20 protein-coding genes and 1 pseudogene are annotated in these 25,123 nt (G+C 74.9%); 11 read left to right on the forward strand and 10 right to left on the reverse strand.

Annotation, left to right across the window (positions count from 1 at the left end):
- Positions 1-280 precede the first annotated feature (280 nt).
- From BM242_RS07785 to hemQ, 3 genes are read left to right on the forward strand one after another with little or no spacing between them, the layout of a single operon-like run.
- Positions 281-1,135, forward strand: coding sequence for an MHYT domain-containing protein (locus BM242_RS07785; protein WP_093837959.1), 855 nt, complete (start codon positions 281-283; stop codon positions 1,133-1,135).
- Between the two features lie 60 nt (positions 1,136-1,195).
- Positions 1,196-2,662: a protoporphyrinogen oxidase gene (hemG, locus tag BM242_RS07790; RefSeq protein WP_093837960.1), complete on the forward strand. Its 1,467-nt coding sequence runs from the start codon at positions 1,196-1,198 to the stop codon at positions 2,660-2,662.
- Complete coding sequence (gene hemQ, locus BM242_RS07795) at positions 2,659-3,375, forward strand: hydrogen peroxide-dependent heme synthase (RefSeq protein ID WP_093838249.1); 717 nt, start codon at positions 2,659-2,661, stop codon at positions 3,373-3,375. Before hemG ends, hemQ begins: the two co-directional genes overlap by 4 nt.
- 21 nt (positions 3,376-3,396) lie before the next feature.
- On the opposite strand, the gene BM242_RS07800 is transcribed toward hemQ, so the two are convergent.
- The 4 genes and pseudogenes from BM242_RS07800 to zapE form a co-directional block, all read right to left on the reverse strand.
- Entirely contained in the window at positions 3,397-5,040 is a 1,644-nt protein-coding gene (locus tag BM242_RS07800) for an alpha/beta hydrolase (protein ID WP_093838250.1), read from the reverse strand.
- Positions 5,041-5,331: 291 nt separating this feature from the next.
- On the reverse strand, positions 5,332-6,207 hold the full coding sequence (locus tag BM242_RS07805) for a TIGR04222 domain-containing membrane protein (protein WP_093837961.1): 876 nt from the start codon (positions 6,205-6,207) through the stop codon (positions 5,332-5,334).
- A 3-nt stretch (positions 6,208-6,210) separates the two neighbouring features.
- Positions 6,211-7,619 (reverse strand): annotated as a pseudogene (locus tag BM242_RS07810) (MbnB/TglH/ChrH family RiPP precursor modification enzyme).
- Positions 7,620-7,772: 153 nt separating this feature from the next.
- On the reverse strand, positions 7,773-8,882 hold the full coding sequence (gene zapE, locus BM242_RS07815) for a cell division protein ZapE (RefSeq protein ID WP_093837962.1): 1,110 nt from the start codon (positions 8,880-8,882) through the stop codon (positions 7,773-7,775).
- A gap of 153 nt (positions 8,883-9,035) precedes the next feature.
- Here zapE and BM242_RS07820 point away from each other — a divergent pair, with 153 nt between their 5' ends.
- From BM242_RS07820 to msrB, 4 genes are all read left to right on the forward strand, one after another.
- Positions 9,036-9,818 carry a pyrimidine reductase family protein gene (locus tag BM242_RS07820; RefSeq protein ID WP_093837963.1) on the forward strand — a complete coding sequence of 261 codons (783 nt, stop codon included), beginning with the start codon at positions 9,036-9,038 and terminating at the stop codon, positions 9,816-9,818.
- A 135-nt stretch (positions 9,819-9,953) separates the two neighbouring features.
- A complete protein-coding gene (locus BM242_RS07825; protein ID WP_093837964.1) occupies positions 9,954-10,424 on the forward strand; it encodes an indole-3-glycerol phosphate synthase in 471 nt (156 codons plus the stop codon).
- A 67-nt stretch (positions 10,425-10,491) separates the two neighbouring features.
- On the forward strand, positions 10,492-11,940 hold the full coding sequence (murC, locus tag BM242_RS07830) for a UDP-N-acetylmuramate--L-alanine ligase (RefSeq protein WP_093837965.1): 1,449 nt from the start codon (positions 10,492-10,494) through the stop codon (positions 11,938-11,940).
- A 7-nt stretch (positions 11,941-11,947) separates the two neighbouring features.
- Entirely contained in the window at positions 11,948-12,355 is a 408-nt protein-coding gene (gene msrB / locus BM242_RS07835) for a peptide-methionine (R)-S-oxide reductase MsrB (protein ID WP_093837966.1), read from the forward strand.
- A gap of 29 nt (positions 12,356-12,384) precedes the next feature.
- Here msrB and treZ read toward each other — a convergent pair whose 3' ends face one another.
- The gene (treZ, locus tag BM242_RS07840) at positions 12,385-14,151 is read right to left on the reverse strand and encodes a malto-oligosyltrehalose trehalohydrolase (protein WP_093838251.1); all 1,767 of its coding nucleotides are present in this window, start codon (positions 14,149-14,151) and stop codon (positions 12,385-12,387) included.
- A gap of 236 nt (positions 14,152-14,387) precedes the next feature.
- On the opposite strand from treZ, the gene BM242_RS07845 reads away from it, so the two are divergent.
- Positions 14,388-14,930, forward strand: coding sequence for an FHA domain-containing protein (locus BM242_RS07845; RefSeq protein ID WP_093837967.1), 543 nt, complete (start codon positions 14,388-14,390; stop codon positions 14,928-14,930).
- Positions 14,931-15,139: 209 nt separating this feature from the next.
- Here BM242_RS07845 and BM242_RS07850 read toward each other — a convergent pair whose 3' ends face one another.
- Positions 15,140-16,351: a lytic polysaccharide monooxygenase gene (locus tag BM242_RS07850; RefSeq protein WP_093837968.1), complete on the reverse strand. Its 1,212-nt coding sequence runs from the start codon at positions 16,349-16,351 to the stop codon at positions 15,140-15,142.
- 217 nt (positions 16,352-16,568) lie between these two features.
- On the reverse strand, positions 16,569-19,223 hold the full coding sequence (gene treY / locus BM242_RS07855) for a malto-oligosyltrehalose synthase (protein ID WP_139238288.1): 2,655 nt from the start codon (positions 19,221-19,223) through the stop codon (positions 16,569-16,571).
- 134 nt (positions 19,224-19,357) lie between these two features.
- Here treY and BM242_RS07860 point away from each other — a divergent pair, with 134 nt between their 5' ends.
- The 3 genes from BM242_RS07860 (at position 19,358) to BM242_RS07870 (ending at position 22,515) form a co-directional block, all read left to right on the forward strand.
- The gene (locus tag BM242_RS07860) at positions 19,358-20,596 is read left to right on the forward strand and encodes an SAV2148 family HEPN domain-containing protein (RefSeq protein WP_175541308.1); all 1,239 of its coding nucleotides are present in this window, start codon (positions 19,358-19,360) and stop codon (positions 20,594-20,596) included.
- 199 nt (positions 20,597-20,795) lie between these two features.
- A complete protein-coding gene (locus BM242_RS07865) occupies positions 20,796-21,875 on the forward strand; it encodes a CDP-alcohol phosphatidyltransferase family protein (RefSeq protein ID WP_093837969.1) in 1,080 nt (359 codons plus the stop codon).
- 43 nt (positions 21,876-21,918) lie between these two features.
- Complete coding sequence (locus BM242_RS07870) at positions 21,919-22,515, forward strand: DUF1697 domain-containing protein (RefSeq protein ID WP_093837970.1); 597 nt, start codon at positions 21,919-21,921, stop codon at positions 22,513-22,515.
- Positions 22,516-22,577: 62 nt separating this feature from the next.
- On the opposite strand, the gene BM242_RS07875 is transcribed toward BM242_RS07870, so the two are convergent.
- The 3 genes from BM242_RS07875 to BM242_RS07885 form a co-directional block, all read right to left on the reverse strand.
- Positions 22,578-23,255: a response regulator gene (locus tag BM242_RS07875; RefSeq protein WP_093837971.1), complete on the reverse strand. Its 678-nt coding sequence runs from the start codon at positions 23,253-23,255 to the stop codon at positions 22,578-22,580.
- Positions 23,252-24,463 (reverse strand): sensor histidine kinase, encoded by a 1,212-nt coding sequence (locus tag BM242_RS07880; protein WP_093838254.1) that lies wholly within the window; start codon positions 24,461-24,463, stop codon positions 23,252-23,254. The genes BM242_RS07875 and BM242_RS07880 overlap by 4 nt, the downstream gene beginning before the upstream one ends.
- Positions 24,464-24,570: 107 nt before the next feature.
- Positions 24,571-25,071 carry a hypothetical protein gene (locus tag BM242_RS07885; protein WP_093837972.1) on the reverse strand — a complete coding sequence of 167 codons (501 nt, stop codon included), beginning with the start codon at positions 25,069-25,071 and terminating at the stop codon, positions 24,571-24,573.
- Positions 25,072-25,123 lie beyond the last annotated feature (52 nt).

Consider the following 25,123-nt stretch of genomic DNA (forward strand, 5'->3'; position numbering starts at 1 on the left):
GGTCCCCCCTCGCGGGAGCGAAAGCGGCGTCCCGCATGCGGTGGTGGTCAACTCGTCGGGATTTGGACGGAGCCGCGGGGAGCCGGGTTTCCCGGTCCGGTACCGATGAGGTCACGGTCGGAACTCGCGCCGGTCTCCGAAGCGCTGATCACGAATCGCTCTCGATCGCTCACTGCGGAGAAATGGGGTCCCGGCGGATGCATAACATCAGGCATCGGCTTCAGCGCGGGCCCCATGGAGCGGACCGCGTCCCGGACGACGAGAACGGCACGGGTGGCACATGGTGGTCACGGCAGCATCCGCGGTACCGGTGGAGGGATTCGCCTACGGGCCGCTGACGCCCGTCCTGGGGTTTGCGATGGCCGTCCTGGGCAGCGCCCTGGGCCTGCGCTGCACGGTGCGCGCCCTGGCCACCCGGGGCGGGACCCGGGCCGGCTGGCTCGGGCTGGGTGCGGTCGCCATCGGCACCGGCATCTTCACCATGCACTTCATCGCGATGATGGGCTTCGCGGCCGGCTCCCTGCGCATCGGCTACGACATGCCGCTGACCTACGCCAGCCTGCTGACGGCGATCCTGGTGGTGGGCGTCGGGGTGTTCCTGGTCGGCTACGGCCGGGGCGCCACCGGCTTCCTGCTCTGCGGCGGACTGGCCGGCGGCCTGGGCGTGGCCGCCATGCACTACATGGGCATGGCCAGCATGCGCATGGACGGCGAACTCTCCTACAGCGCGCTGTCCGTCGCCGCCTCGGTGGCGGTGGCGGTGGTGGCCGCCACCACCGCGCTGTGGTTCGCGGTCAGCATCAGCGGGCTGCGGGCCGCGCTGGGCGCCAGCGTGATCATGGGCGTCGCGGTGACCGGCATGCACTACACCGGAATGACCGGGATCTCCGTGCACAGCGATTCCCCGGGCGCGCACCCGGTGAGCGGTTCGCCGGTGGAGGTGCTGCTGCCGGTGCTCATCATCCCGGTGCTGCTGCTCGTCTTCACCAGTCTGTTCGTCGGCCTGGACCCGATGACCACCGAGGACATCCAGCGCGCCCGCCGGGACGGGGCGGACGGCGGCCCGCCGCCGCCGGACCCGCCCGGCGGCCCCGGCGGCGGCGCCTCCCGCGGTATCGCCGCCACCGCCCGCTGACCGGCCCCGGCCGGCGCCGCCCGGCTCGGGACCGGCTCCGCGGTCTGCGAGAGTGGGACCATGCACACGATCGTGATCGGTGGGGGAATCTCCGGGCTGGCCGCGGCTCACCGGCTGCTCACCGCCGGAGTGCGGGTGACGCTGGTGGAGGCTTCCGCCCGGTTCGGCGGCAAGCTCTGGTCCGGCGAGATCGCGGGGCTGCGCACCGACTTCGGCGCCGAGTCCATGCTGGCGCGGCGGCCGGAAGGACTGGACCTGGCCCGGGCCGTGGGTCTGGGCGGAGAGCTGGCCGCCCCGTCCGCGGCCGGTGCCGCGGTGTGGACCCGCGGCGCGCTGCGGCCCATGCCCCGCGGTCATGTGATGGGCGTGCCCGGCACCGCCGCCGCGCTGGCCGGGGTGGTCTCCGACGCCGGGCTGGCCCGGATCGCCCGGGACGCCGAACTGCCGCCCACCGAACTGGGCGAGGACCAGGCGATCGGCCGCTATGTCGCCGCCCGGATGGGCGAGGAGGTGGTGGACCGGCTGGTCGAGCCGCTGCTCGGCGGCGTCTACGCGGGGGACGCCTACCGGATCTCGATGCGCTCCGCCGTGCCCGACCTGTGGGAGGCCGCCCGCCGGGAGCCCTCCCTGCTCGCCGCCTCGCGCACCGTGCAGGAGCGCGCGGCCGGCCGGGGGGACGCGCCCGCCCCTGCCGCCGCCGGCTCCGCCGCCCCGGCCGCGCCGTTCACCGGTCTGGCCGGCGGCCTGGGCCGGCTCCCCGAGGCGGTCGCCGCCGCCTGCCGGGCCGGCGGCGCCACTCTGATCGCCGCAGCCCCGGCCACCGGCCTGCGCCGCAGCGAGCCGCTGGGCTGGACGGTCACCCTGGCGGACGGCCGGGAGGTGCACGCCGGCGCCGTGCTGCTGGCCGTGCCGGCCGGCCCGGCCGCCACCCTGCTGGCCGGTGTCGCCCCCGCCGCCGCGCGGGAGCTGCGCACCGTGGAGTACGCCTCCATGGCGCTGGTCGGCATGGCCTTCCGCCGCGCCGATCTGGCCCGGCTGCCGCGCGGCAGCGGCTTCCTGGTGCCCGCCGTGGACGGCCGGACGGTCAAGGCGGTCACCTTCAGCAGCGGAAAGTGGGGCTGGGCCGCGGCCCAGGACCCGGAGCTGTTCGTGATGCGCGCCTCGATCGGGCGGTTCCGCGACACCGCGGTGCTGGAGCGGGAGGACGCCGACCTGGTCAAGGCGGCGCTGGGCGATCTGCGGGACGCCATCGGCCTGACCGCCGAGCCGGTGGACACGGTGGTCATCCGCTGGCCGGAAGGGCTGCCGCAGTACACCGTGGGCCACCATGCCCGGGTGGCCCGGATCCGGGCCGGGGTGGCCGCGCTGCCCGGGCTGCGGGTCTGCGGCGCGGCCTTTGGCGGGGTGGGCATCCCCGCCTGCCTGGCGGACGCCCAGCGGGCGGTGCACGAGCTGCTGTCCACCGTGCCGCCGGTGGCCGCCCCCGGCCGGGGCGGCGGTGCGGCGGGGGCAGAATGGGGGTCATGAGCACTGCGCCGGAGAGAATCCCCAACGCCGGGAAGAAGGCCAAGGACCTCAACGAGGTCATCCGCTACACCCTCTGGTCGGTCTTCCGGCTCCGCGACGGGCTGCCCGAGGACCGCACCCCGCTGGCCGACGAGGTGACCGCGCTGTTCGCGCAGCTCGCCGCCAAGGACGTGGTGGTGCGCGGCACCTATGACGTCTCCGGGCTCCGGGCGGACGCCGATGTGATGGTCTGGTGGCACGCCGAGACCCCCGACGCCCTTCAGGAGGCGTACAACCGCTTCCGGCGCACCCGGCTGGGCCGGGCACTGGAGCCGGTCTGGTCCAATATGGCGCTGCACCGGCCCGCCGAGTTCAACCGTTCGCACGTCCCGGCCTTCCTGGCCGAGGAGCAGCCGCGGGCCTATGTCAGCGTCTACCCGTTCGTGCGCTCCTACGAGTGGTATCTGCTGCCGGACGACGAGCGGCGCAAGCTGCTCGCCGAGCACGGCCGGATGGCCCGTGGCTACCCCGATGTGCGGGCCAACACCGTGGCCTCCTTCTCGCTGGGCGACTACGAGTGGATTCTGGCCTTCGAGGCGGACGAACTGCACCGGATCGTCGATCTGATGCGCCATCTGCGCGCCTCCGGGGCGCGGCGCCATGTCCGCGAGGAGGTGCCGTTCTTCACCGGCCGCCGCAGGGAGGTCGCCGAGCTGCTGGCCGGCCTCGCCTGACCGGGCGGGCGACGGCCCGGGTCAGCGCGGCGGGAGCAGGGCACGGTGGCCGAACCGGGTGGCGAGCCGGACGCCGGACGCGGTGGCGTCCGCCGCGCCGGACACCGGCGTGGACGCGGCGCCCGAAACGGCCGTGCCGGACGGCTCGGGCAGCGGGCGGCCCGGGCAGCGGGTCTGCTCCCCGGGCGTCCTGCCGTCCAGCAGATAGCCGGTGAGCAGCGCGTCCACGCAGTCGTTGCCGCCCGCGACCCCGTGCTCCCCGGAGTTCTCCTCGACCACCAGCGATGAGCCGGGCAGCCGCCGCCGGGCCTCCAGCGCGCCCGCGTACGGGGTGGCCGCGTCCTCGGTGGACTGCAGCAGCAGCACCGGTGCCAGCTCACCGGGCCGGGCCCGGACGTCCACCGGCCGGCCGAAGGGCACCGGCCAGTAGGCGCACGGCAGATTGAGCCAGCCGTTCTCCCAGGTCTCGAAGGGGGCGATGAGCGCCATGGCGGTGTGGTCGGCGTCCCAGCGCCCCCACTCCCGCGGCCAGGGCGCGTCATTGCACTCCACCGCCGTGTACACCGCGTTGCCGTTCTCGGCCTCGGCCGCGGCCGGCCCGGTGGCCGGCCGGGCCCGCCGGTACAGCGGGCCGGTGTCGCCCGTCCGGTAGGCGGCCAGGGTCTCGGCGAGGGCGGGCCACAGCCGCTGGGTGTAGGCGGCGGCGAGAAAGGTGTTGTGCAGCTCCTTGGGGCCGACGGTGCCGCCCAGCGGCTCCCGGCCCAGTGCCGCCCGGGCGTCGTCGAAGGCCCGCTGCACCTGATCGGCGTCCTCGCCCAGCCCGTACACCTCGTGGTGGCCGGCCACCCACTCCTTCCAGTCCTGCCAGCGGAACTCGAACGCCCGGGACTGGAGCAGATTGCTGCGGTACCAGATCAGCGCCGGGTCCGGGTTGACCACGCTGTCCAGCACCATCCGGCGGACCGACCCGGGGAACAGGGTGGCGTAGACGGCGCCCAGATAGGTGCCGTAGGAGACGCCGAAGTAGGTCAGCCGCTCCTCGCCGAGCGCGGCCCGGATGACATGCAGATCGCGGGCGGCGGCCGGGGTCGAGAAGTGCGCCAGGTCCTCGCCCCGGTGGTCGTGGCAGCCGGCCGCGTACGCCGCCGCCCGGTCGTTCATCTTCCGCTTGAACCCGAAGGACGGCACGGCCGGCGCGGGGTTCGGACCGCGGGTGAACTCCTCCGGGTCCTGGCAGGACAGCGGTGCCGAGGGGGCGACGCCGCGCGGTGCGAAGCCCACGAAGTCGTACGCCTGGCTGAGGTCCTGCCAGAGCGGGTCGTCCAGGGCCAGCGGGTAGAGCGGGAAGACCATGCCGTTGCCGCCCGGGCCGCCGGGGTTGTAGACCAGCGAGCCCTGCCGCTCCTCGGCCGGTCCGGCGGCCGGCAGCCGGCTGAGATGCAGCTCGATGGTCTCGCCCGCCGGATCGGCGTAGTCCAGCGGGACGGTGACGGTGCCGCACTCCACGGGCCGCGGCAGACGCTCCTCCTCCGGGCAGGGCCGCCAGTCCACGCCTGCCGTGGCCGCCCGCGCCGCGGCCGTCTCGACCCCCCGCCGGGCCGCCGCCGTCTCGCCCGCCGCGGGGGCGGCGGCCACCGGGGGAGCCGCGGCCAGCAGCGGGACCATGGCCGTGCCGCACACCGCGGCCAGTACCGTCGCCTTCTTCGCCGACACCGGCGACCCCTTCCTCCGTACCCGTACGCCAGGACACCCGTCCGGGCCATCCAAGCGGCCGGGCGGCTGCCTGGATCGTCCCGGCACCGGCGGCCGGCGTCCGGACCTGCGGAGGGTGTCGCCTGCCATACACCCGGACGTGTGACGTGCACCGGGCCCGAGGAGCAAGCCCTCTTCCGGGCGGTAACGCGCCGGGGCGCCTCGCGGTGTGCGAGGCGCCCCGGTGGCCGCGGCCACGGCGGCTCATCCGCCGCCGCAGCCTCCCCCGCAGCCTCCCCCGCCGCCGCAGCTGCTGCCCCCGCCGCAGCTGCTTCCCCCGCTTCCCCCGCTGTCCCCGCTGTCCCCGCCGTACCCGGCGGAGCCCCCGTCGGTCCCGCCGGAGCCGCCCGGCCGGGAGTCGTCCGGCATCTGCGTGAACTCGGCGCGCAGTTGCTCGTCGGCGATCATCATCGGTCCCGCGAGCGCGACCATGGTGTACTGCCCCTCCCGCCCCCAGGAGGGCCGGTCCCGCCGGGCCCGGGCCACCGCGATCGCCCCCGGCCGGGTGAGCGGCCGGCGCGGCGACCGCAGCGCCGCCCCCACCAGCAGCGCCGCGGCCGAGGTCCACACCAGCGGCAGGCCCGGCCCGGGCAGATCGGTCCCCGACACCCCGACCCAGACCACCGCGCCCAGCAGCACCACCGCACAGGCCGTGACATGCACCCGGGTCGCGCGGCGCCAGCGGGCGTACGACCGCTCCAGATAGGCCAGCCCCCGGCCGGCCAGCTCCTGGGCGATCCGGTGCACCGCCACCGAGTCGGCCAGTTCGCGCCGCAGCCGCCGCAGCGGCACCTCCCACTGCGGCCCGCACGCGGTCAGCAGCGCCCGCTCGACGTCGTCGTCGGCCGTCGGGTCCACCGCCAGCACCTGGCCGCCGTCGATCATGATGCGCTCCTTGCCGTGCATGGCCACCAGCGCGGTATCGGCCACCCGGGTCCGGCCCCCGGTCAGAAAGGCGGCCTCGTAGACGCTCAGCGGCACATTGTCCGGCAGCCGCCGGTGCACGCCGTTGATCACCCGGTGCACCGCCAGGTTGACCGTGGTGGCGGCCAGCACGAGGAAGGCCACGGCAGCGAGCATGACTCAGCCCTCCCCGCGCAGCAGGTGCCTGAGGCGACGCCGGGTGCGCCGGTCGCCGGCCGGGCCCTCGTCGAGCAGATGGCGCGTGAACCGGGCCGCGTCCTGCCGGTAGCCGCCGGTCAGCGGGTGGCTGCGGACATAGGCCAGGGCCCGCGGACGGAATGTGTCACCGAGCAGCCCGGGCAGCTCGGGCGCCACCCTGGCCAGCACCGAGACCCGCTTGGCGGCCAGCGCGGCACGCTGCGCCCGCAGCCGGGCCCGGTCGAAGCCCTCCGGTGCCGGAGTGCCGGTCACCAGAGCGGACAGCAGCGCCGTCTGGGCGACGGCGAGCCGCTGCCGGGCCGCCTCCACCGCCGGGTCGCGGGCCGGGACCCGCTTCCCGGTGACGGTCGGTCGGTCCATCATGATCCCCCTTGATCCCCTTGATCCCCTTGTACCCCTGCCTCGGCCGGTCGCCGCAGCTCCCCGGCCCGCTTCTCCTGTACACGTCATCACCGTGCGGCGCCCGGCGGAACCCGTTCCGGCCGGGTTCAGAGCATAAGTTGAGGTTTCCGCCCCGGCCGGCCGTCCGCCGCCGCGCCCCGGGCGGTCGCCGTGACCGCCCGGATCCGGGCCAGCTCGGCGGCGAGTTCCGGGCCGGCCGGGAAGTCGTCGTCCCGCTCCAGCAGCACGCCGGGCGGCTCGGTGCGGTCGCACAGCAGCTCCAGCACCCTCAGCACCTCCGGCGGCACCGGATGGGCGTGGCTGTCGTGCCACAGCCCGTTGCGCTCCACGCCGCCCGCCACATGCACATAGGCCAGCGCCTCCAGCGGCAGGGCGGCCAGCGCCGCGGCCGGGTCCTCGCCGCGGTTCACATGGTTGGTGTGCAGATTGGCGACGTCGATCAGCAGCCGGACCCCGGTGCGCTCCACCAGCTCGGTGAGGAACTGCGCCTCGGTCAGTTCCTCGCCCGGCCAGCGGAACAGCGCCGCGATGTTCTCCAGCGCCAGCGGCACCGGCAGCGCGTCCTGGGCGATGCGGACGTTCTCGCAGAGCACGGCCAGCGCGTCCCGGGTGCGCGGCACCGGCAGCAGATGCCCGGCCTCCAGCGGGGGAGTGCCGGTCAGCGGCCCGCCCGCGCGGACGAACGCGATGTGCTCGCTCACCAGCGGCGCGTCCAGGGTCTGTGCCACATGGGCCAGCGCGGCGAGCCGGCCGGGCGCCGGCCGGTCGGCGCCGCCCAGCCCGAGACCCACCCCGTGCGGCACCACCGGCAGGCCGCGCCGCCGCAGCTTCTCCAGCGCCCGCGGCAGATGATCCGGACAGATGTTCTCCGCCACCACCTCGACCCAGTCGAGCCCCGGGCCGTCGGCAAGCCGTTCGATCTCGGCGGCGATCTCGGGCCGCCATCCGATACCCGTTCCCAGTCGCATCCGCGCTCCCTCCCCCGGGCCTGCGGAACCGCTCCGCTACCCAGAGGACCATCCCGGGGGCGGTTGCGGAAGCGGGGACGCCCGCTTTCAGAGCAAGACTTGAGCTTCCGGGCCGCAGACGCGGGCCGGGTGGCGGTGCGGCGGACGGAGCGGCTACCGCCGCCGGCCGGTCAGCGCCGCGCCGTCGCGGGCCAGCGCGGTCAGCCGGGAGATGGCCCGGAAGTACTTCTTGCGGTAGCCGCCGGCCAGCATCTCGGGTCCGAACAGCCGGTCCAGCGGGATGCCCGAGGCCAGTACCGGGATCTCCCGGTCGTAGAGCCGGTCGGCCAGCACCACCAGGCGCAGCGCGGTGGACTGGTCCGGCACCGGGCGAACCCCCGTCAGGCAGACGGCGGTCAGGCCGTCGCAGAGGGCGCCGTAGCGGCTGGGGTGGACCTGCGCCAGATGCTCCAGCAGGGCGGAGAAGTCGTCCAGGGCCGCGCCGGGGACGGTGTGGGCGGCCCGGGTGACCGTCTCCTCGGGGTGCGGGCTCGGGGCCTGCGGCAGGCCGCGGTGGCGGTAGTCCTCGCCGTCGATCCGCAGGGTCTGGAACCGGGCGGCCAGGCCCTGGATCTCGCGCAGGAAGTCGTCGGCGGCGAACCGGCCCTCGCCCAGCCGGCCGGGCAGGGTGTTGGAGGTGGCGGCCAGCGCCACACCCTGCTCCACCAGGCGGGTGAGCAGGGTGGAGACCAGCACGGTGTCGCCGGGGTCGTCCAGTTCGAATTCGTCGATGCACAGCAGCTGGTGGCCGGAGAGCGCGCCCACCGTCTGCTGGAAGCCCAGCGCGCCGACCAGATGGGTCAGCTCCACAAAGGTGCCGAACGCCTTGAGCGCGGGCGGCGCCGGGGCGGCGTGCCAGAGGGAGGCGAGCAGATGCGTCTTGCCCACGCCGTAGCCGCCGTCCAGATACACGCCGCGCGGGCCGTCGGCCACGGCGGGCCGGCGCGGGCGCCGCCAGGGCAGCAGACCGCCGGCGCGGCCGCGGCCGGAGGCGTGGGCGCCGCCGAGCTGCCCGGCGAAGGCGCTGAGCCGGGCCACCGCCTCCCGCTGGCTGGGCTGCGCCGGGTCGGGGATATAGGTGGCGAACCGGACGCCGTCGAACCGCGGCGGCGGCACCAGCTCGGCCACCAGCCGTTCCACGGGCACCCGCGGCGACCGCGCGCTCAGCGCGATGGGCGCGCCGGTCTGCGACGATATCGGGCTGCGGGACTGCGACTGCGACACATGCCCACTCTACGCGGCGGCCGGGCACCGCTCGCGCCCCGTCTTCCAGGACCGGGCTGCGGTGCGCCGGGGGAGCGGACGGGGAGGGATCTCCCTTGATCTCCCGCGATCTCCCGCGATCTCCCTTGATGCCGGTGTGCAATGATTTCCGGCATGAGGCGTCTGTTCCCCGTTCCCGCGGCGGGCCGGGAGGCGGCGGACCGCAGGTGGCCGCTCGCCGAGCTGGCGGACGCCTACGCGTATCCCGCGTCGTCGGACGGCACCCCCTGGCTGCGGGCCAACATGGTCTCCTCGCTGGACGGGGCGGCGCATCACAAGGGGCGCTCGGCCGGTCTGTCCGGCGCCGCCGACATGCGGGTCTTCGGGGTGCTGCGGGCGCTCGCCGACGCCGTCGTGGTGGGTGCCGAGACCGCGCGGGTGGAGGAGTACGGCCCGGCCCGCGCCCGGGAGTCCTTCGCCGCCCGGCGGGCCGCGGCCGGGCAGCGGCCCGCCCCGGCCATCGTGGTGGTCAGCCTCGGCCTGGAGCTGGATTTCTCCCTTCCGCTGTTCACCCAGGCCCTGGTGCCGACCCTGGTGGTGACGGGGGCCGGTGCTCCGGCCGAGGCGCTGCGGGCCGCCCGCAAGGCCGGCGTGGAGGTGATCGTGGCGGGGGAGGGCAGCGGCGGCGACCCGGCCAGGATCAAGGCGGAGCTCGCCGGACGGGGATACACCCGGCTGCTCACCGAGGGCGGTCCGCGGATGCTGGGCCAGTTCGCGGCGGCCGGTGTGCTGGACGAACTGTGCCTGACGCTTTCCCCGCGGGTGGTGGCCGGGGCCGCCCCCCGGGTCATCAGCGGACCCGAGCTGCCCGTCACGGACGAGCTCGAACTGGCCGGTCTGCTGGAGGAGCAGGGCTTCCTGTTCGCCCGTTACCGGTGGGGCACCGGGCGGCCCTAGCCGACCTGCGGAAGGCGGCGTTCCGCTTATGCTGATGTGGGCAGACTGAAGGCGCAGCACCCGTGCGCCTGCCGAGCAGGATGGTTTCTGCTCGAGCGCTCGCGGGCCAGGACTCGTCGAGGAAGGGCGCTTGCCGTGATCACGACCGTTCTGATGATCGAGAAACCCCTGGTGCCCACCGATGTCGAGCTGGTCACCACGCTGCACGGTCCCGCCGAGGAGGTCTCCTTCATCGTGCTGATGCAGCCGCGCGGCGACCAGGACCGGCTGCTGCGCGCCCTGGACGACGTGGCCCTCGGCGAGTTCGGCGAGGCCGTGCGGGAGGCGGACGTGCCCGAGGGCGAGCAGGCCCAGGGGCCCGCCGAGCGCGGCCTGGCGCTCTCCCTGCGGGCGCTGCGCGAGGCCGGTTCCCAGGCCGTCGGCCGGATCGTCCCCGACCGCCCGCTTCAGGTGCTCTCCTCGGTGGTGGAGGAGACCAACGCCGACGAGGTGATCGTGCTCACCGCCCCGCACTACGTCGAGGAACTGTTCCACCGCGACTGGACCTCCCGGGCCCGCAAGCGGGTGGGTGTCCCGGTGCTGAAACTCTTCGCCCACGCCGAGTAGGGCCGGTCACGGCCGGGCGCGGTGCGACAATCGACGGGCACCGCTCGACGAGGGAGAAAGACGACACATGGCCGCCACCCCGCCACCTCCGCCCGCCGTCCCCGCGATGAACTCCCCGCACTTCATCGGCATCGGCGGCGCGGGCATGTCGGGCATCGCCAAGATCCTCACCCAGCGCGGCGCCCGGGTGGCCGGCAGCGACGCCAGGGAGTCCGGCACCGTGCAGGCGCTGCGCGCGCTGGGTGCCACCGTGCACATCGGCCACGACGCCGGGCATCTGGCGGACGACGCCGACTGCGTGGTGGTCTCCAGCGCCATCCGGGAGGACAATCCCGAGCTGGCCGCGGCCCGCGCCCGCGGTGTCCCGGTGGTGCACCGCTCCGACGCCCTGGCCGCGCTGATGGCGGACCGCCGGGCGATCGCGGTGGCCGGCACGCACGGCAAGACCACCACCACCTCGATGCTGGCGGTGGCGCTGCGCGCGCTGGGCCTGGAGCCCGGCTATGCCATCGGCGGCGATCTGGACGTGCCCGGCAGCAACGCCGAACACGGCGGCGGCCCGTGGTTCGTGGCCGAGGCGGACGAGAGCGACCGCAGCTTCCACGCCTACGCCCCCGAGGTGGCGGTGATCCTCAACGCGGAGCTGGACCACCACGCCAACTACGCCTCGCTGGAGGAGATCTACCAGTCCTTCGAGGTGTTCACCGGGCGCATCCGGCCCGGCGGCACCCTGGTGATCAACGCCGACCACGAGGGCACCCGGGAGCTGACCGCCCGGCTGCGCCGGGCCGCCCGCCCGGACCCGGCGATCGTCACCTACGGCGCGGACCCGGCCGCCGACGTCCGGGTGGTGTCGGTGGTGCCCAAGGGGCTGACCAGCGAGGTCAGCGTGGCGATGGCGGACCGGGAGCTGACCTTCACGGTCAGTGTGCCGGGCCGGCACTACGCGCACAACGCCGCCGCCGCGCTGGCCGCCGGCGTGGCCGCCGGGGTGCCCGCGGAGAAGCTGGCGTCCGCGCTGGCCGCCTACACCGGGGTGGCCCGGCGGCTCCAGCCCAAGGGCGAGGCGGCCGGGGTCCGGGTGATCGACTCCTATGCCCACCACCCCACCGAGATGACCGCCGATCTGGAGGCCGTCCGCGACTGCGCGCCCGGCGGCGGCCGGGTGCTGGTGGTCTTCCAGCCCCATCTCTACTCCCGCACCCGGGAGCTCGGCGCCGAGATGGGGCGGTCGCTGGCGCTGGCCGACGCCTCGGTGGTGCTGGACATCTACCCGGCGCGGGAGGACCCGCTGCCCGGCGTGACCAGCGCGCTGATCACCGACGCGGCCCGGCGGGCGGGCGCCGACGTCCGGCCGGAGCCGGACCGGGACGCGGTGCCGGAGCTGGTCGCCGGAATGGCCGCGCCGGGCGATCTGGTTCTCACCATGGGGGCCGGTGACGTGACCGAGCTGGGACCGCGCATCCTGGAGCGGCTGGCCGGCGTCCCGGCCCGGACCACCGGAAGTGAGGAGTGACCACGCCATGGCCTACCAGGTGCAGAAGTCCGAGGAGCAGTGGCGGGCGGAGCTGACGCCCGAGGAGTACCGGGTGCTGCGGCAGGCCGGCACCGAGGCGCCGTTCACCGGCGAGTACACGGACACCAAGACGGTGGGGGTCTACACCTGCCGGGCCTGCGGGGCCGAGCTGTTCCGCTCCGACACGAAGTTCGAGAGCCACTGCGGCTGGCCGTCCTTCTACGACCCGGCGGACAGCGACGCGGTGGAGCTGCTGCCGGACCACTCGCTGCCCGGCCGGCCGCGCACCGAGGTGCGCTGCGCGCGCTGCGGCTCGCACCTCGGGCACGTCTTCGAGGGCGAGGGCTATCCGACCCCGACCGACCAGCGGTACTGCATCAACTCGATCTCGGTGAAGCTGGTGCCGGAGAAGTAACGCCGCGGGCGGGCGGCGCCCCTGCCCGCTCAGCCGCCGGAACCGGACAGCAGGACGGCGGCGGTCCGGGCGGGCAGCCGGAGGGTGCCGTCCGGGTCCGGACCGGGCGCGTCCTCCCGGCCGGCGGCCAGCAGGCGGTGCGGGCCCGGCGGCAGCGGAACGGTGGCGGGCTCCCGCCCCACATTGACCGCCACGGTGAGCGGCGGATTGCCCAGCACCAGCCACCGCCCGGCCCGCCCGTCGGCGTAGTCGGCCGACACCGCGGCCAGCGGCCGGTCCGCGGCCGGCAGATGGGTGCGGCGCAGTTCGATCAGCCGGCGGTGCCAGCGCCACAGCCGGGAGCCGGTCAGCTGCTCCGGCTCCGGCCAGTCCAGGCAGGACCGGTCCCGGGTGGCCGGGTCCTGCGGGTCGGGAATGTCCCGCTCCGCCCAGCCGTGCGCGGCGAACTCCCGCCGCCGCCCGCGCCGCACCGCCTCGGCCAGCTTTGGGTCGGGGTGGTCGGTGAAGTACTGCCAGGGCGTGGTGGCGCCCCACTCCTCGCCCATGAACAGCATCGGGGTGAACGGCCCGCACAGCACCAGGGCGGCGGCACAGGCCAGCAGCGGCCCGGGCACGGTCGCGGCCAGCCGGTCGCCCTGGGCGCGGTTGCCGATCTGGTCGTGCGTCTGGGCGTAGCCGATCAGCCGGTGGGCCGGGAACACGGCCCGGTCCAGCGGGGCGCCGTGGTGCCGGCCGCGGAACGACGACCAGCCGCCGTCGTGGAAGAAGCCGCCGGTCAGGGTGCGGGCCAGGGCGGCCATGGGGGCGGCGGCGAAATCCGCGTAGTAGCCCTGGGCCTCACCGGTCAGCACGGTGTGCAGGGCGTGGTGGAAGTCGTCGTTCCACTGGGCGTGCAGGCCCAGGCCGAAGGACTCGCGGGCGGCGGTGGTGCGCGGATCGTTGCGGTCGGACTCGGCGATCAGGAACAGCGGCCGGTCCAGCTCCTCGGCCAGGTTGTCCACCGCCTCGGAGAGCTCGGCCAGGAAATGCCGGGCCCGGGTGTCGGCCAGGGCGTGCACCGCGTCCAGCCGCAGCCCGTCCAGCCGGTAGTCGCGCAGAAAGGCCAGGGCGCTGCCGGTGAAATAGTCGCGCACCTCGTCCGAGCCGGGCCCGTCCAGATTGACCGCCGAACCCCAGGGGGTGCGGTAGCGGTCGGTGAAGTACGGGCCGAGCGCGGGCAGCGGATTGCCCCACGGGCCGAGGTGGTTGTGGACCACGTCCAGCACCACGCCCAGCCCGTGGCCGTGCGCCGCGTCCACGAAGCGCAGCAGGCCCCGCGGACCGCCGTAGGGCTCGTGCACCGCCCAGGGCGCCACCCCGTCGTAGCCCCAGCCGTGCCGGCCGGGGAACGGGCACAGCGGCATCAGTTGCACATGGCTGATGCCCAGCTCGGCCAGGAGTGGCAGCTTGCGGGCCGCGGCCTCGAAGGTGCCCTCGGGGGTGAAGGTGCCGATATGCAGCTCGTACAGCACCGCGCCGGGCAGCCCGCGGCCCGGCCAGGGATGGCGCCAGGGGTACGCGGCCGGGTCGGTGACGGCGCCGGGCCGGCCGGGCCCGTCCGGCAGCCGGCGGGCGCGCGGATCGGGCACCGGCGGTCCGCCGTCCACCGCGAAGGCGTAGCGGTCGCCGGGGCCGGCCGGGGCCTCGGCCGTCCACCAGCCGCCGGGCCTCTCCGGAGCGGCGGCCATCGGCCGCCGCTCCGCACCGAGGAGCAGGTCCACCTTCCGGGCGTTCGGCGCCCACAGCTCGAACCGCATGCCTGCCATGATCGGCCGCACCGCGGCCACCGCGCCACACCGCACCGCACCGCGCCGCACCGCGCTCACCGAACGGCCCACGCGCTCCGGGCGGGCCCGGGGCGGGGGCCCGGCCGGCCGGTTCCCTGCGGGGCGCCCGGGGCTCATCGGCGGTGCGGTGACGGGCAGTTCACAGGCGTGTGCCGAAGCCGTCCGGATCTGGACAGGCATCTGGCTGACCGGGACAATTACCGGTCATGACCTCTCTCGAACCGAGCGCCTATCCACCGCGGATATCGGATGCGGACCGGGAACGCGCGCTGGCCGTGCTCCGGGAGAGTTTCGCCGAGGGAAGGGTTTCCCAGGACACCTTCCAGCGCCGGATGGAGGTGGTGTACGGCGCGCGCCGGCCGGACGAACTCACCGCCGTGCTGCTGGATCTGCCGTACCGGGACCGGCGCAGCCGGGTGGTGCGCGCGGTCGCCCGGGCCGCGGCCTTCCGGCGCTCGGTGGGCCGGGCCTGGCGCGCGGAGCGGCTGCCGCAGCTCATGCTGCCCGGCCCCGGACCGCATCCGATGTCCATCGGCCGGGCCCCCGGCCAGATGCTGCGGCTCACCGATGTCAGTGTCTCCCGCCATCACGCCCAGCTCACCAGCAGCGCCGCGGGCTGGCTGCTGCGCGATCTGGGCTCGGCCAACGGCACCTGGGTGAACGGTGTGCGGGTGACCGGTTCGGTGCCGGTCCGGCCCGGGGACCAGGTGCGGTTCGGAGACGTGGAATACCGGCTCGCCGCGCGCTGACGGGGCGCGCGGGAGCCGGATGAGCCGGCCCGCCGTCCCCGTGCGGGGGCGTGATGTGGTGGGGAACGGCAGGCCGGAGCAGTGCTGGACCCGGCGGCCGGCCGGGGCCGGCCGCCGGATCACGGGTGGTGCTGGTTCCGCCGGATCACTTGTGGATCACTCGGCTGCGGTGTCCGCCGGCCGGCCGCGGTCGGCCGGCCGGCCGCCGACTAGGAGGTCGAGCAGGACACCGACAGGCCGGCGCCGGGCGGGCTGCCGCTGCCGATGTAGCCGAAGGTGGTCGAGGCGCCGGGCGCCAGCGAGCCGTTCCAGCCCGCGTTGTCCACCCAGACATGCTCACCGCTGGTCCGCAGCGAACCGCTCCAGAGCTGGCCGATGCTGCCGCCCGAGGGCAGCATCCAGTGCGCGGTCCAGCCGCTGATGGAGCTGGAGCCGCTGTTGGTCACGGTCACCGAGCCCTGGTAGCCGCCGCTCCAGCTGTTGGTCACGGAGTGGCTGGCGGTGCACTCGCCGCCGGTGCCGCCGGTGGTGCCGCCGTTCGTGGTGGTGCCGCCGTTCGTGGTGGTGCCACCGTTGGTGGTGGTGCCGCCGTTGGTGGTGGTGCCGCCGTCCGTGGTGCCACCGGTCGTGGTCGTGCCGCCGTTGGTGGTGGTGCCACCCGTGGTGGTGGTGCCGCCGGTGGTGCCGGTGCCGCCCGGCACGACGACCTCGCCGTTGCCGCCGTCGAACATCACGTCCGAGCAGCCGTAGAAGGTCTCGGCGCTGTCCGACCGCTCCCACACCGTGTAGATGATGTGCTTGCCGGACTTGCCCGAGGGCAGGGTGGCGTTCCAGTAGTAGTGGCCCTCGTCCGAGCCGACGCTGCCCCGCTGCGGCGGGTTGGTCACCCGGCTGAACGGCGTGGACTCAAGGTCCGCCCAGGTCAGCGGCTGGTTCGGGTTGTAGCTGTCCCTGGTGATGTACATCCGGAACTCACCGGGGTGGTGCGCCCAGTTGTTGTACCGGATCTCGACGTTCGCGCCCGAGGTCAGGCGGGTGTAGGGCCAGTCGTTGCGGGCCAGGTCGAACCCGGAGAAGTCGTAGACCCGGGCATCGCCGCTGCACAGCTTGCCGTCCGGGATGAAGCCCTGCTGACGGCCGGCGCCGTCCGAGCGCAGCACCGCGAACCAGTTGTAGAAGGGCGTGGAACCGCCCTGCTGGAGCGCGGCCAGACAGGCCGGGTTGGTGGGGGCGATGGCACCGCCCGCGTCCTGGCTGTACTTGTAGCACAGGTATGTGCGGCTGCCCGGCATCACCGGCGCGCCGTGCGCGTTCGCGGTGTTCGCGGTGGTCCAGACCATGAGCAGCGCCGGCAGCGAGGCGAACAGCGCTATCAGGGCAGGCCATTTCCAGCGCGCCCGGAGGGCGGCTCTGTTACTCATCCGTGGCGTCCCTTCGCGAGATGAGATGTGTGGGGGGTGTTTGGAAACCCGCATTGGGAGCGCTCCCATTGGGGCGAAAATAACCTCCGGTCATGAACCTGTAAAGGGATCAGGAAGCCGAAAGACACATCAGAAACCGTCCGTCATACGGACGCAGGACTGGACCACCGGACCGCCCCACCCGCCGTCAGCAGGGCTTCCCCGGCTCCGGCGGCCGTCAGGCACCGTCCCCGGGACGGACCAGAAGCGCCACCGGGAAGTCGGCGAAAAGTGCTTCCGCCGCCGCCCGGCCGCGGTGCGCGCGTCCGGTGAGCAGATCCCGCCAGCCGCCCGCCGGCAGCGGCAGCCCGGTGTCCCGCCAGCCGCCGTCCTCCGCCAGCCGCCCGGGCAGCCGGGTGACCGCGGTGATCACCCGGCCGCCGCGGACGAAGGCCAGACAGTGCCCGGCGGCCGGGCCCTCGGCGGTGAGCGGCCGGTACTCCCCCTCGGCCCCGAACCACTCCGGCCGGGCCCGGCGCAGCCGCAGCGCGGCGGCGGTCAGCCGCAGCTTCTCGTCCCCGGTGCCCGCCGCCGCCGCTCCCTCGTCCAGCGCCGCCAGCCGTTCCGCGGGCAGTTGCGGCAGCGCCCGGTTGTCCGGGTCGACCAGGGCCAGATATTCCGTCTCGGTGCCCTGGTACAGCTCCGGCACCCCGGGCATGGTGAGATGCAGCAGCGTCCCGGCCAGCGCATTGACCCGGGCCCGCGGGGCCAGCGCGGCGGCCCGGGCGGCCAGTTCCGCCCGGGCCGCGCCGCACGGGCCGGCCAGCACGAACCGCTCCACCGCCGCCTCGTACGCCGGATCGGGCACCAGCCAGCTCGTGTGCAGCCCGGCCTCCCGCACCGACTTCAGCACCGCGGCCAGCAGCCGGTCCCGGCCGGGGGCGCCGCCCATGCCCAGCGCGAGCTGCCAGACCGACCAGGCGGCATGCGGATCGGGCGCCCGGCAGCCGCCGTCCGCCGCGGTCAGCTCGGTCAGCACGGCCAGCGTCTCCATCCAGGCCCGCGGGCTCTCGGTGAGCGCCGCGATCCGGGCCCGGACATCCGCGCTGCGCTTGGTGTCATGGGTGGACAGCACCGTTCCGGTGTACGGCCAGTCCCGCTGGAGACGGGCGCAGAAGGCGTGGAACACCTCGGGCGACAGCGCGGGCCGGGACGGATCGCCGCCCACCTCGCAGGCGGAGAGCAGGGGGGTGTAGCGGTAGAAGGCGGCGTCCTCCACGGACTTGGCCCGCACCGCCGCGGCCACCTGGGCGAACCGCACCCGGAAGTCGTCGGCGTCCGGGCCGCCGCCGAGCCGGCCGAGCGCCAGCTCCCGCACCGTGCGCACCGCCTCGGCCTCCTGGTCCACGGCGAACGCCGCCGTGGCGGTCTCGGCCGCCGACGCCAGCACGGCCTCGTCGGCGGGCGAGGGCGGGCCGCCGGCCGGCACATACGGGCGGTACACCGGCAGCCCGGCCAGCAGTTCGACGACGGCGGTGCGCAGCGCCCAGCGGGCGTGGTCGCGCAGCCGGAGCTCCGGCTGCTCCCGGCACAGCCGCTCCGCGGTACGCACCAGCCGGCCGCACTCCGCCGCCAGATCGTGGGTGATCACGTGATAGGCGGCGCGCCGCACGGTGGCCGCCCAGTCGCCGCCCAGATCGGGCGGGGCGCCGGTGAACGCCCGGTAGTGCTCGGTGAGTTCGGCCGCGCCGCGGGAACTGGTCAGCACCCCGTCCACATGGCGCAGGGCGTCGTAGCCGGTGGTGCCGGCCACCCGCCAGTCGTCGGGCAGCCGCTCGCCGGCGCCCAGGATCTTCTCGGCCACCGTCCACACCGCGCCGGTGCGCTCGCTCAGCCTGGTGAAGTAGCCCGCCGGGTCGGCCAGCCCGTCCGGGTGATCCACCCGCAGACCGGTCACCACCCCTTCCCGGACCAGCCGCACCACCGTGGTGTGGGTGGCCTCGAACACCTCCGGATGCTCGGTGCGCAGCCCGATCAGCTCCGGGATGGTGAAGAACCGGCGGTAGTTGAGGTCGGAGCGGGCCAGCCGCCACCAGGCCAGCCGGTAGTGCTGGGCGTCCAGCAGGCCGGGCAGCCCGTCCTGCGGCACCTCCGCCGGGTCCGCCCGCCCGTCCGGGGGGAGAGCGGGCGCGGCGGGCGCGGCCCGCAGCGGGAAACGCTGCTCGCCGTAGTGCAGCGCGCCGTTCTCCCGGTCCACGGTCAGGCGCTGCATCTCCTCGCCCAGCGGGCCGCCCAGGAAGGGCATCAGCAGCCGTCCGCCGCCGGCCTGCCAGTCGATGTCGAACCAGTGCGCGTACTCCGACTCCGGGCCGTGCCGCAGCACGTCCCACAGCGGGCGGTTCAGCTCCGCCGGGACCGGCACCGCCATATGGTTCGGCACGATGTCCAGCACCAGCCCCAGACCGTGGGCGCGGGCCGTCTCCGCCAGCGCCCGCAGCCCGGCCTCGCCGCCGAGCTCCTCCCGCACCCGGCCGTGGTCGGTGACGTCGTAGCCGTGCGCCGAGCCGGGCACCGCCTCCAGCACCGGGGAGAGATGCAGATGCGACACCCCGAGCCGGGCCAGGTACGGGACCGCCGCCGCCACCGCGGCGAACGGGAACTCCGGCCGCACCTGGAACCGGTAGGTGGCGGTCGGCACCCCGCGCGGGCCGGTGCGGGCATCGCGCGCCTGCCGTGCGCCGGGCGCGTCCGCCGGGGCGCGGACCTGCTGCCCGCCCCCGGCCGGCGGGGCGTTGTCCCAGGTGGGCGCGGGAGGCGCGGTCGGGCTGGGGGCGGTGCCGGCCGGCGGGTGCGGGCGGTCCGGCGGCGACGGCGGTCGGTGGGCGGACGTCATGACTGGCCTCTGCCCCGACCGGCGTGCGGACAAGCCCAGTTGGTGCGCCGGCTGACCCCGGCGGCGGGCTGCGGCGGCCGCCGCCCGCGCAGTAGGCTTCCTTGATCCTTGAACGGCGGAAGGTGGTGCGTCCGGTGAGCTCTTCCGGTCTTGAGCTCCCCTCGGGGAACGGGGGCGAGACCGCCGAGGCGGCTCAGGCCGGCGCGGTGTCCGTTCCGCGGCCGGTGGAGATCGGGGCCGACCTCTCGTGGGGCCCCGAGGACTGGGCCGAGGTGCGCACCAGGGTGGAGCGCGCCGGGCGGGCGTACGTCTGGCTCAATCTGGTCGAGCAGCGGCTGCGCTCGGTGGTCGGCGTGGTGCTGCGCCCCGTCTACGAGCCGGTGCACGGCGAGGAGTGGGAGGTGGCCGCGGCCGGTCCCACCGGCCAGGAGTGGGTGCAGCGGGCGGCGGCGCTGCGCGAGGTCAGCCGCCGCAAGGGACATGTGCTGGACCCGGCCGACGACTCGGTGCTGGCCTTTCTCACCCTGCCGCAGCTGCGCGAGCTGATGGTGCAGCACTGGCCGTGCTTCGCTCCCTACCTGGAGAACCGGCGGGAGCTGGAGCTGACCCTGGACGAACTGGAGGTGGCGCGGAGCGCGGTGATCCGCAACCGCGGGCTGAACCGGGCGGTGCTGGACCAGGCCGAGCGCGGCTGCGCCCGGCTGCTGCGGATGCTGGACGGCGCCGAGGCCGGCGCGGCGGCCGGCCCGCTGCCCGCGGACGCGGTGGAGCATCTGGTCGGCGACCGCTTCACCGATGTGGCCGGGGTGCATCCGGACCGGGTGCGGCTGCAGCGGGAACTGCCGCCGGAGCTGCTGTTCGGCGAGGCCCGGCGGCTGGACGCGATGGGGGTGGCACTGGGCCTGCTGGTGCAGAACTACCCGGGCCGGCGGCTGGTCCGGCTGGCCGACGAGGGCTGCCGGATACGGCTGCTGTTCCTCAACCCGGCCAGCGGCGCCATGCGCCGCCGGGAACGTGAGCTGGGCCTGCGCCGCGGCGAACTGGCGCGGTCCGTGGAAACGGCGATCCTGCATGTACGCAGGGTACGCAGCCGGGTACGCGACCCGGAGGCATTCCAGATCCACGTGTTCGACGAGGTTCCGCGCTTCTCCGCCTATTTCGTGAACGACGACGGTCCCGACGGCATCGCCGTGGTCCAGCACTATCTGCGGCGCAGCCGGGGCGTGGAGACCCCGGCGATGGTGCTGCGCCGGGCCGGGCGCGAGGTGGTGGGGCCGGACGGGCCCGGCAGGGGGGCGGGTGATCTGAGTCTCTTCGACGCCTACCGGGAAGAGTTCGAGACCGAGTGGAACGAGTCCCGTCCGGTGTCCTGACGGCGGCGGTTGAGGCACATCCGCCCGGCCGTGCCCGGCCGTGCACCCGTTGCCGGGCCGCCACCGTCCCGACGACGGCCGTTCACCTCCGCTGGGCGGTGTCATATGATCCACCTCTGACCCATGTCAGCCGCAGTTGTCCGACGGCGGCACCCTTCGTAGCGTCGTGCGTCGCCATACCGCCGCTTGGAAGCAGAGAATGCGCCGAGAAATTCCCCCGTTGAGGGACGTCAAGGAGATCACCCAGAAAAAGCGCGACGCGTGGTGGACGGTGCTGCTGGTCGACCCCGTGGCCACCCCCCTGGTCCGGTGGACCGCGATCTGGACCCGGATCACCCCCAACCAGATCACCTGGTTCGCGCTCTTCCTGGGGCTGGGCGCCGCCGCCTGCTTCACCCGCGGCAGCTGGGGCTGGCTGCTGGCCGGTGCCCTGCTCTACCACCTGAGCTTCGTGCTGGACTGCATGGACGGCAAGCTCGCCCGGCTGACCGGCACCGGCTCCATCTTCGGCGGCTGGCTGGACTACGTCTTCGACCGGATCCGGGTGCTGTGCTGCGCCGTCGCCCTGATGGGCGGCCAGTACCAGCGCACCGGCGACCCGGTCTATCTCTGGCTCGCGGTGGCCGTGGTCTTCCTGGACATGATCCGCTATGTGGACGCGCTCCAGATCTTCAAGATGCGGCACGACATGCGCCGCTCGCTCAAGGCCCGCATCCAGCAGGCCCGCGCCGAGGGCAACACCATGGAGCTGGCCTTCATGGAGGACCTGCTCCGGAAGAACCCGGAGGCGGACGTCGAGAGCGACCGCGCGGAACGGGAACGCCGCCGGTCCGCTGCCGTCGCCCCGCTGCCCGGCGCGGCGGTCACGGTGCCCGCCCAGCGCACCGCGGGGACGGCCGACCCGGAGGTGCGTGCCGAGGACGCCGCCCGGGTGGTCGACCTCCAGCGCGAGTTCCGCAGCCGTTTTCCCTGGTACCTCAACATCCGCACGCTGCTGCTGCGCCGCCGTGTCCGGCCCCATCTGATCAGCGGCATCGAGTTCCAGATGGGTGTGTTCATCGTGGCGCCGGTGCTGAACGCGGTGGTGCCGGTGACCATCGTCTCGGGGGCGCTGCTGCTGCTCTTCGAGCTGGCGATCATCTACAAGCTCCAGCTCTCCACCCGGGACTTCGAGCGGACGCTGCGCGACTTCGACGCCCGCGGGAAGGCCCCGGCCGGGGAGCGCGAGCGGCCGGAGCAGACCACGCCGCTGACCCGCGCCGAGGCCGCCGCCGGATAGGCCCGGCCCGCCCGCTGTCGGTGGCGGCCCCTACGCTGGCCCCATGACGAGCCGGGAGAGCGAGGGCGGCGGCGGCCGGGTGGCCCATGTGGCGCTGCTGCGCGGAATCAATGTCGGCGGCAGCCGCAAGGTGCCCATGGCCGCACTGCGGGAGGTCCTCGCCGGGCTGGGGCACGGCGCGGTGCGCACCTATGTGCAGAGCGGCAACGCGGTGTTCACCGCCCCGCCCGCCGAGCCGGGGGGACTGGCCCGGGCTCTGGAGCGGGCCGTCCGGCAGCGCTTCGGCTTCGCCGTGGACGCCCTGGTGCTCCCCGGCGCGGAACTCCGGGCCGTTGCGGCGCGCTGCCCCTTTCCGGCCGCCGGCCTGGACCCGGCCCGGCTGGCCGTGCTGTTGCTGGACGTCCCGGCCGCCGGGCTGCCGCTGGCCGCGGCCGATCCCGCCTCCTTCGCACCGGACGAGTTCCGGATCGGCGAGCGGGAGGTCTTCGCCTGGTTCCCCGGCGGCATGGGCCGCAGCAAGCTGGGAGAGGTGCTGTCCAGGCCGCCCGCGGGGGCCGTGGGCACCGTGCGCAACTGGCGCACCGTGACCCGGCTGCTGGAGATGGCCGCCGAACTGGAGGGCACCGGGCCGCCCGGCTGACCGGCCGGGCCGGCCCGGCCCGCAACGGCGGTCCGGCGCGGGGCCCTGCCGGGGCGGGGGCGTCAGGGTGCGGGGCGGGTGCCGGGGACGGCCAGGCCGGATTCGTAGGCGAACACCACGAGCTGGGCGCGGTCCCGGGCGGCCAGCTTGGTCATGGCATGGCTGACATGGGTCTTCACCGTGGTGGGGGAGATCACCATGCGGGCGGCGATCTCGTCGTTGGACAGCCCCCGGGCGACCTGGGCGACCACCTCGCGCTCCCGGTTGGTCAGCATCCGCAGCCCGTCGGTGCCGGCCGAGCCCGTCACCGGCGGCCGGGAGACATATTCGCCGATCAGCCGCCGGGTGATCGCCGGGGACAGCAGGGCGTCGCCGCGTGCCGCGGTGCGCACCCCGTGCAGCAGATCGGCCGGCTCGATGTCCTTCACCAGAAAGCCGCAGGCCCCGGCCCGCAGCGCGTTGAACACGTACTCGTCCAGCCCGAAGTTGGTCAGGATCACCACATGCACCCCGGTCAGGCCCGGGTCGGCGGCGATCCTGCGGGTCATCTCGATGCCGTCGGAGACCGGCATCTGGATGTCCACCAGGGCCACATCGGGCCGGTGCCGGCGGGCCAGCTCCAGCCCATCCTGGCCGTCGGCCGCCTCGGCCACCACCTCGATGTCGTCCTCGGCCTCCAGCAGGGCGCGGAAGCCGCCGCGGATCAGGTGCTGGTCGTCGGCGAGCAGAACACTGATCATCGCGCCCCCCGCTTGCCGCCGGTCATGGCCGGGACCGGGGCGAGGGGCAGCCGGGCGCGGACGGCGAAGCCGCCCTCCGGCCGCGGCCGGGCGTCCAGCGTTCCGCCGAGCGCCGCCACCCGCTCCCGCATCCCCAGCAGCCCGGTGCCCGGCACCGGCGGCTGGTCCGCGGTGGCCCGTCCGTCGTCCTCGATCTCCACCGCCAGCTCCCCGGGCCGGTAGTCCACCCTTACCCGGGCCGGTGCGGCCGGCCCGGCATGGCGGGTGATGTTGGTCAGGGCCTCCTGCACGATCCGGTACGCGGCCCGGTCGGTCTCCTCCGGCAGCGGCCGGCGCCCGCCGGTGATCTCCAGGCGCACCGGCAGCCCGGTGGAGCGCGCCCGTTCCACCAACTGCGGCAGCCGGTCCAGCCCGCTGGCCGGGCCCGCCCCGTCCGCGTCCTCCTCGGCCTGCGGAGTGCGCAGCACCTCCAGCGTGGCGCGCAGCTCGCGCAGTGCGTCGCCGCTGGCCTCCTGGATGGCCAGCAGCGTCGGCGGCACCTCCTCGCCCCGCTTGCGGGCCAGATGGACCGCCACCCCGGCCTGCACCTTGATCACCGAGATGGAGTGGGTGAGCGAGTCGTGCAGCTCCCGGGCGATGCGCAGCCGTTCCTCGCCCGCCCGGCGCCGGGCCATCTCCTCCCGGGTCCGCTCCGCCTCGGCCGCCCGCTCCTCCACCTGCCGGATATAGGCCGAGCGCTGCCGGGAGACCTCGCCGAACACGGCCGCCGCCACCAGCCAGCCCAGCAGCAGAAAGGTCTCCCGGGAGCCGTTGTCGGCGGGCGTGCCGCCCAGCCCGCCCGCGTCCTTGACGATCGCCACCACCATGGCCAGCGCCGGCACCACCGCCAGTCTGCGGTGGCCGAACCGGACCGCCGTGTACAGCGCGACCAGCAGCGGGATCACCCCGGCGTTCCCGGGGAAGTCGCGCAGATGGTAGACGAGCATGCAGCCGGTGGAGATCAGCAGCACCGGCACCGGCCAGCGGGTCCGCACCGCCAGCGCCAGCGCGCCGGTCAGCATCAGCAGATAGGCGACCTGGTCCAGATGGGTGCCGGCGGGCGGAGCGAGCAGGGCGCCCGTCACCGCCGCCGCGGCCACGCAGACCGCCAGCACCCCGTCACGCCAGGGGGAGCGGCGGGGGCAGCGTTCGCTGCGACGCAGGTGCATGACGGGAGCGTAGCCCGCCCGGACCATCCGCCACCTGCGCCGGGAGAAGGAGATCGCGCCTACTCCCGGGGGAGGAGACGCACCCGGCGCCGCCCCGGGCCGCACGGTCAGCCGGTGGCGGCCGGCCGGGGGTAACCCTCCTCGGGGGCGATGACGCAGGAGGTCCGCCCGCCGTGCCGCCAGTTGGCCGGAGCGTCCTGGAGCCGGACGGCGAGTTCCTGCTCGGTGAGCCCTTCCTGGGGCGAGCCGGGCAGTGGCGAGCCGGCCAGCGCCGCCAGATAGTCCTGGGCCTCCCAGGCGTTCTCGAACTCCCAGCGGTCCCCCGGCTGTACGGCCAGATCGGGGCCGACCCGGGTCTGGCCGGCGCCCTCGAACTCCAGCGCCGCCCAGTTGCCGTCGAATCCGCACCGGGCGTCACCGGCCTGCCCGCCGGGCAGGTACACCCAGTCACCGGCCGACCGCGGGGCACCGGTGCCGCCGCTGCCGCCGCTGCCGAGAGGCGTGCCGAACAGAATCCAGGTCGCCATGGAGATCAGCAGGGACACGGCGATGCCCCGGGGCGGTCGCCAGCCGCCTCCGCGCTCGGTCTCCGACGGATCCTCCGGCACCCTTGCAGGCTATCCGGCGTCCGCGGTTTCCGGGGCCCGGGGGCCTGCCCGG

The sequence above is a fragment of the Streptomyces aidingensis genome (genome assembly GCF_900112355.1).
GTDB lineage: Bacteria > Actinomycetota > Actinomycetes > Streptomycetales > Streptomycetaceae > Streptomyces > Streptomyces aidingensis.

Excerpts from the sequence above, each read along its gene's own strand:
- BM242_RS07785 (WP_093837959.1), top strand. The coding sequence starts at position 281 with ATGGTGGTCACGGCAGCATCCGCGGTACCGGTGGAGGGATTCGCCTAC.
- hemG (WP_093837960.1), top strand. The coding sequence starts at position 1,196 with ATGCACACGATCGTGATCGGTGGGGGAATCTCCGGGCTGGCCGCGGCT.
- hemQ (WP_093838249.1), top strand. The coding sequence starts at position 2,659 with ATGAGCACTGCGCCGGAGAGAATCCCCAACGCCGGGAAGAAGGCCAAG.
- BM242_RS07800 (WP_093838250.1), bottom strand. The coding sequence starts at position 5,040 with ATGGTCCCGCTGCTGGCCGCGGCTCCCCCGGTGGCCGCCGCCCCCGCG.
- BM242_RS07805 (WP_093837961.1), bottom strand. The coding sequence starts at position 6,207 with ATGCTCGCTGCCGTGGCCTTCCTCGTGCTGGCCGCCACCACGGTCAAC.
- BM242_RS07820 (WP_093837963.1), top strand. The coding sequence starts at position 9,036 with ATGAGGCGTCTGTTCCCCGTTCCCGCGGCGGGCCGGGAGGCGGCGGAC.
- murC (WP_093837965.1), top strand. The coding sequence starts at position 10,492 with ATGGCCGCCACCCCGCCACCTCCGCCCGCCGTCCCCGCGATGAACTCC.
- msrB (WP_093837966.1), top strand. The coding sequence starts at position 11,948 with ATGGCCTACCAGGTGCAGAAGTCCGAGGAGCAGTGGCGGGCGGAGCTG.
- treZ (WP_093838251.1), bottom strand. The coding sequence starts at position 14,151 with ATGCGGTTCGAGCTGTGGGCGCCGAACGCCCGGAAGGTGGACCTGCTC.
- BM242_RS07845 (WP_093837967.1), top strand. The coding sequence starts at position 14,388 with ATGACCTCTCTCGAACCGAGCGCCTATCCACCGCGGATATCGGATGCG.
- BM242_RS07850 (WP_093837968.1), bottom strand. The coding sequence starts at position 16,351 with ATGAGTAACAGAGCCGCCCTCCGGGCGCGCTGGAAATGGCCTGCCCTG.
- treY (WP_139238288.1), bottom strand. The coding sequence starts at position 19,223 with ATGACGTCCGCCCACCGACCGCCGTCGCCGCCGGACCGCCCGCACCCG.
- BM242_RS07865 (WP_093837969.1), top strand. The coding sequence starts at position 20,796 with ATGCGCCGAGAAATTCCCCCGTTGAGGGACGTCAAGGAGATCACCCAG.
- BM242_RS07870 (WP_093837970.1), top strand. The coding sequence starts at position 21,919 with ATGACGAGCCGGGAGAGCGAGGGCGGCGGCGGCCGGGTGGCCCATGTG.
- BM242_RS07875 (WP_093837971.1), bottom strand. The coding sequence starts at position 23,255 with ATGATCAGTGTTCTGCTCGCCGACGACCAGCACCTGATCCGCGGCGGC.
- BM242_RS07880 (WP_093838254.1), bottom strand. The coding sequence starts at position 24,463 with ATGCACCTGCGTCGCAGCGAACGCTGCCCCCGCCGCTCCCCCTGGCGT.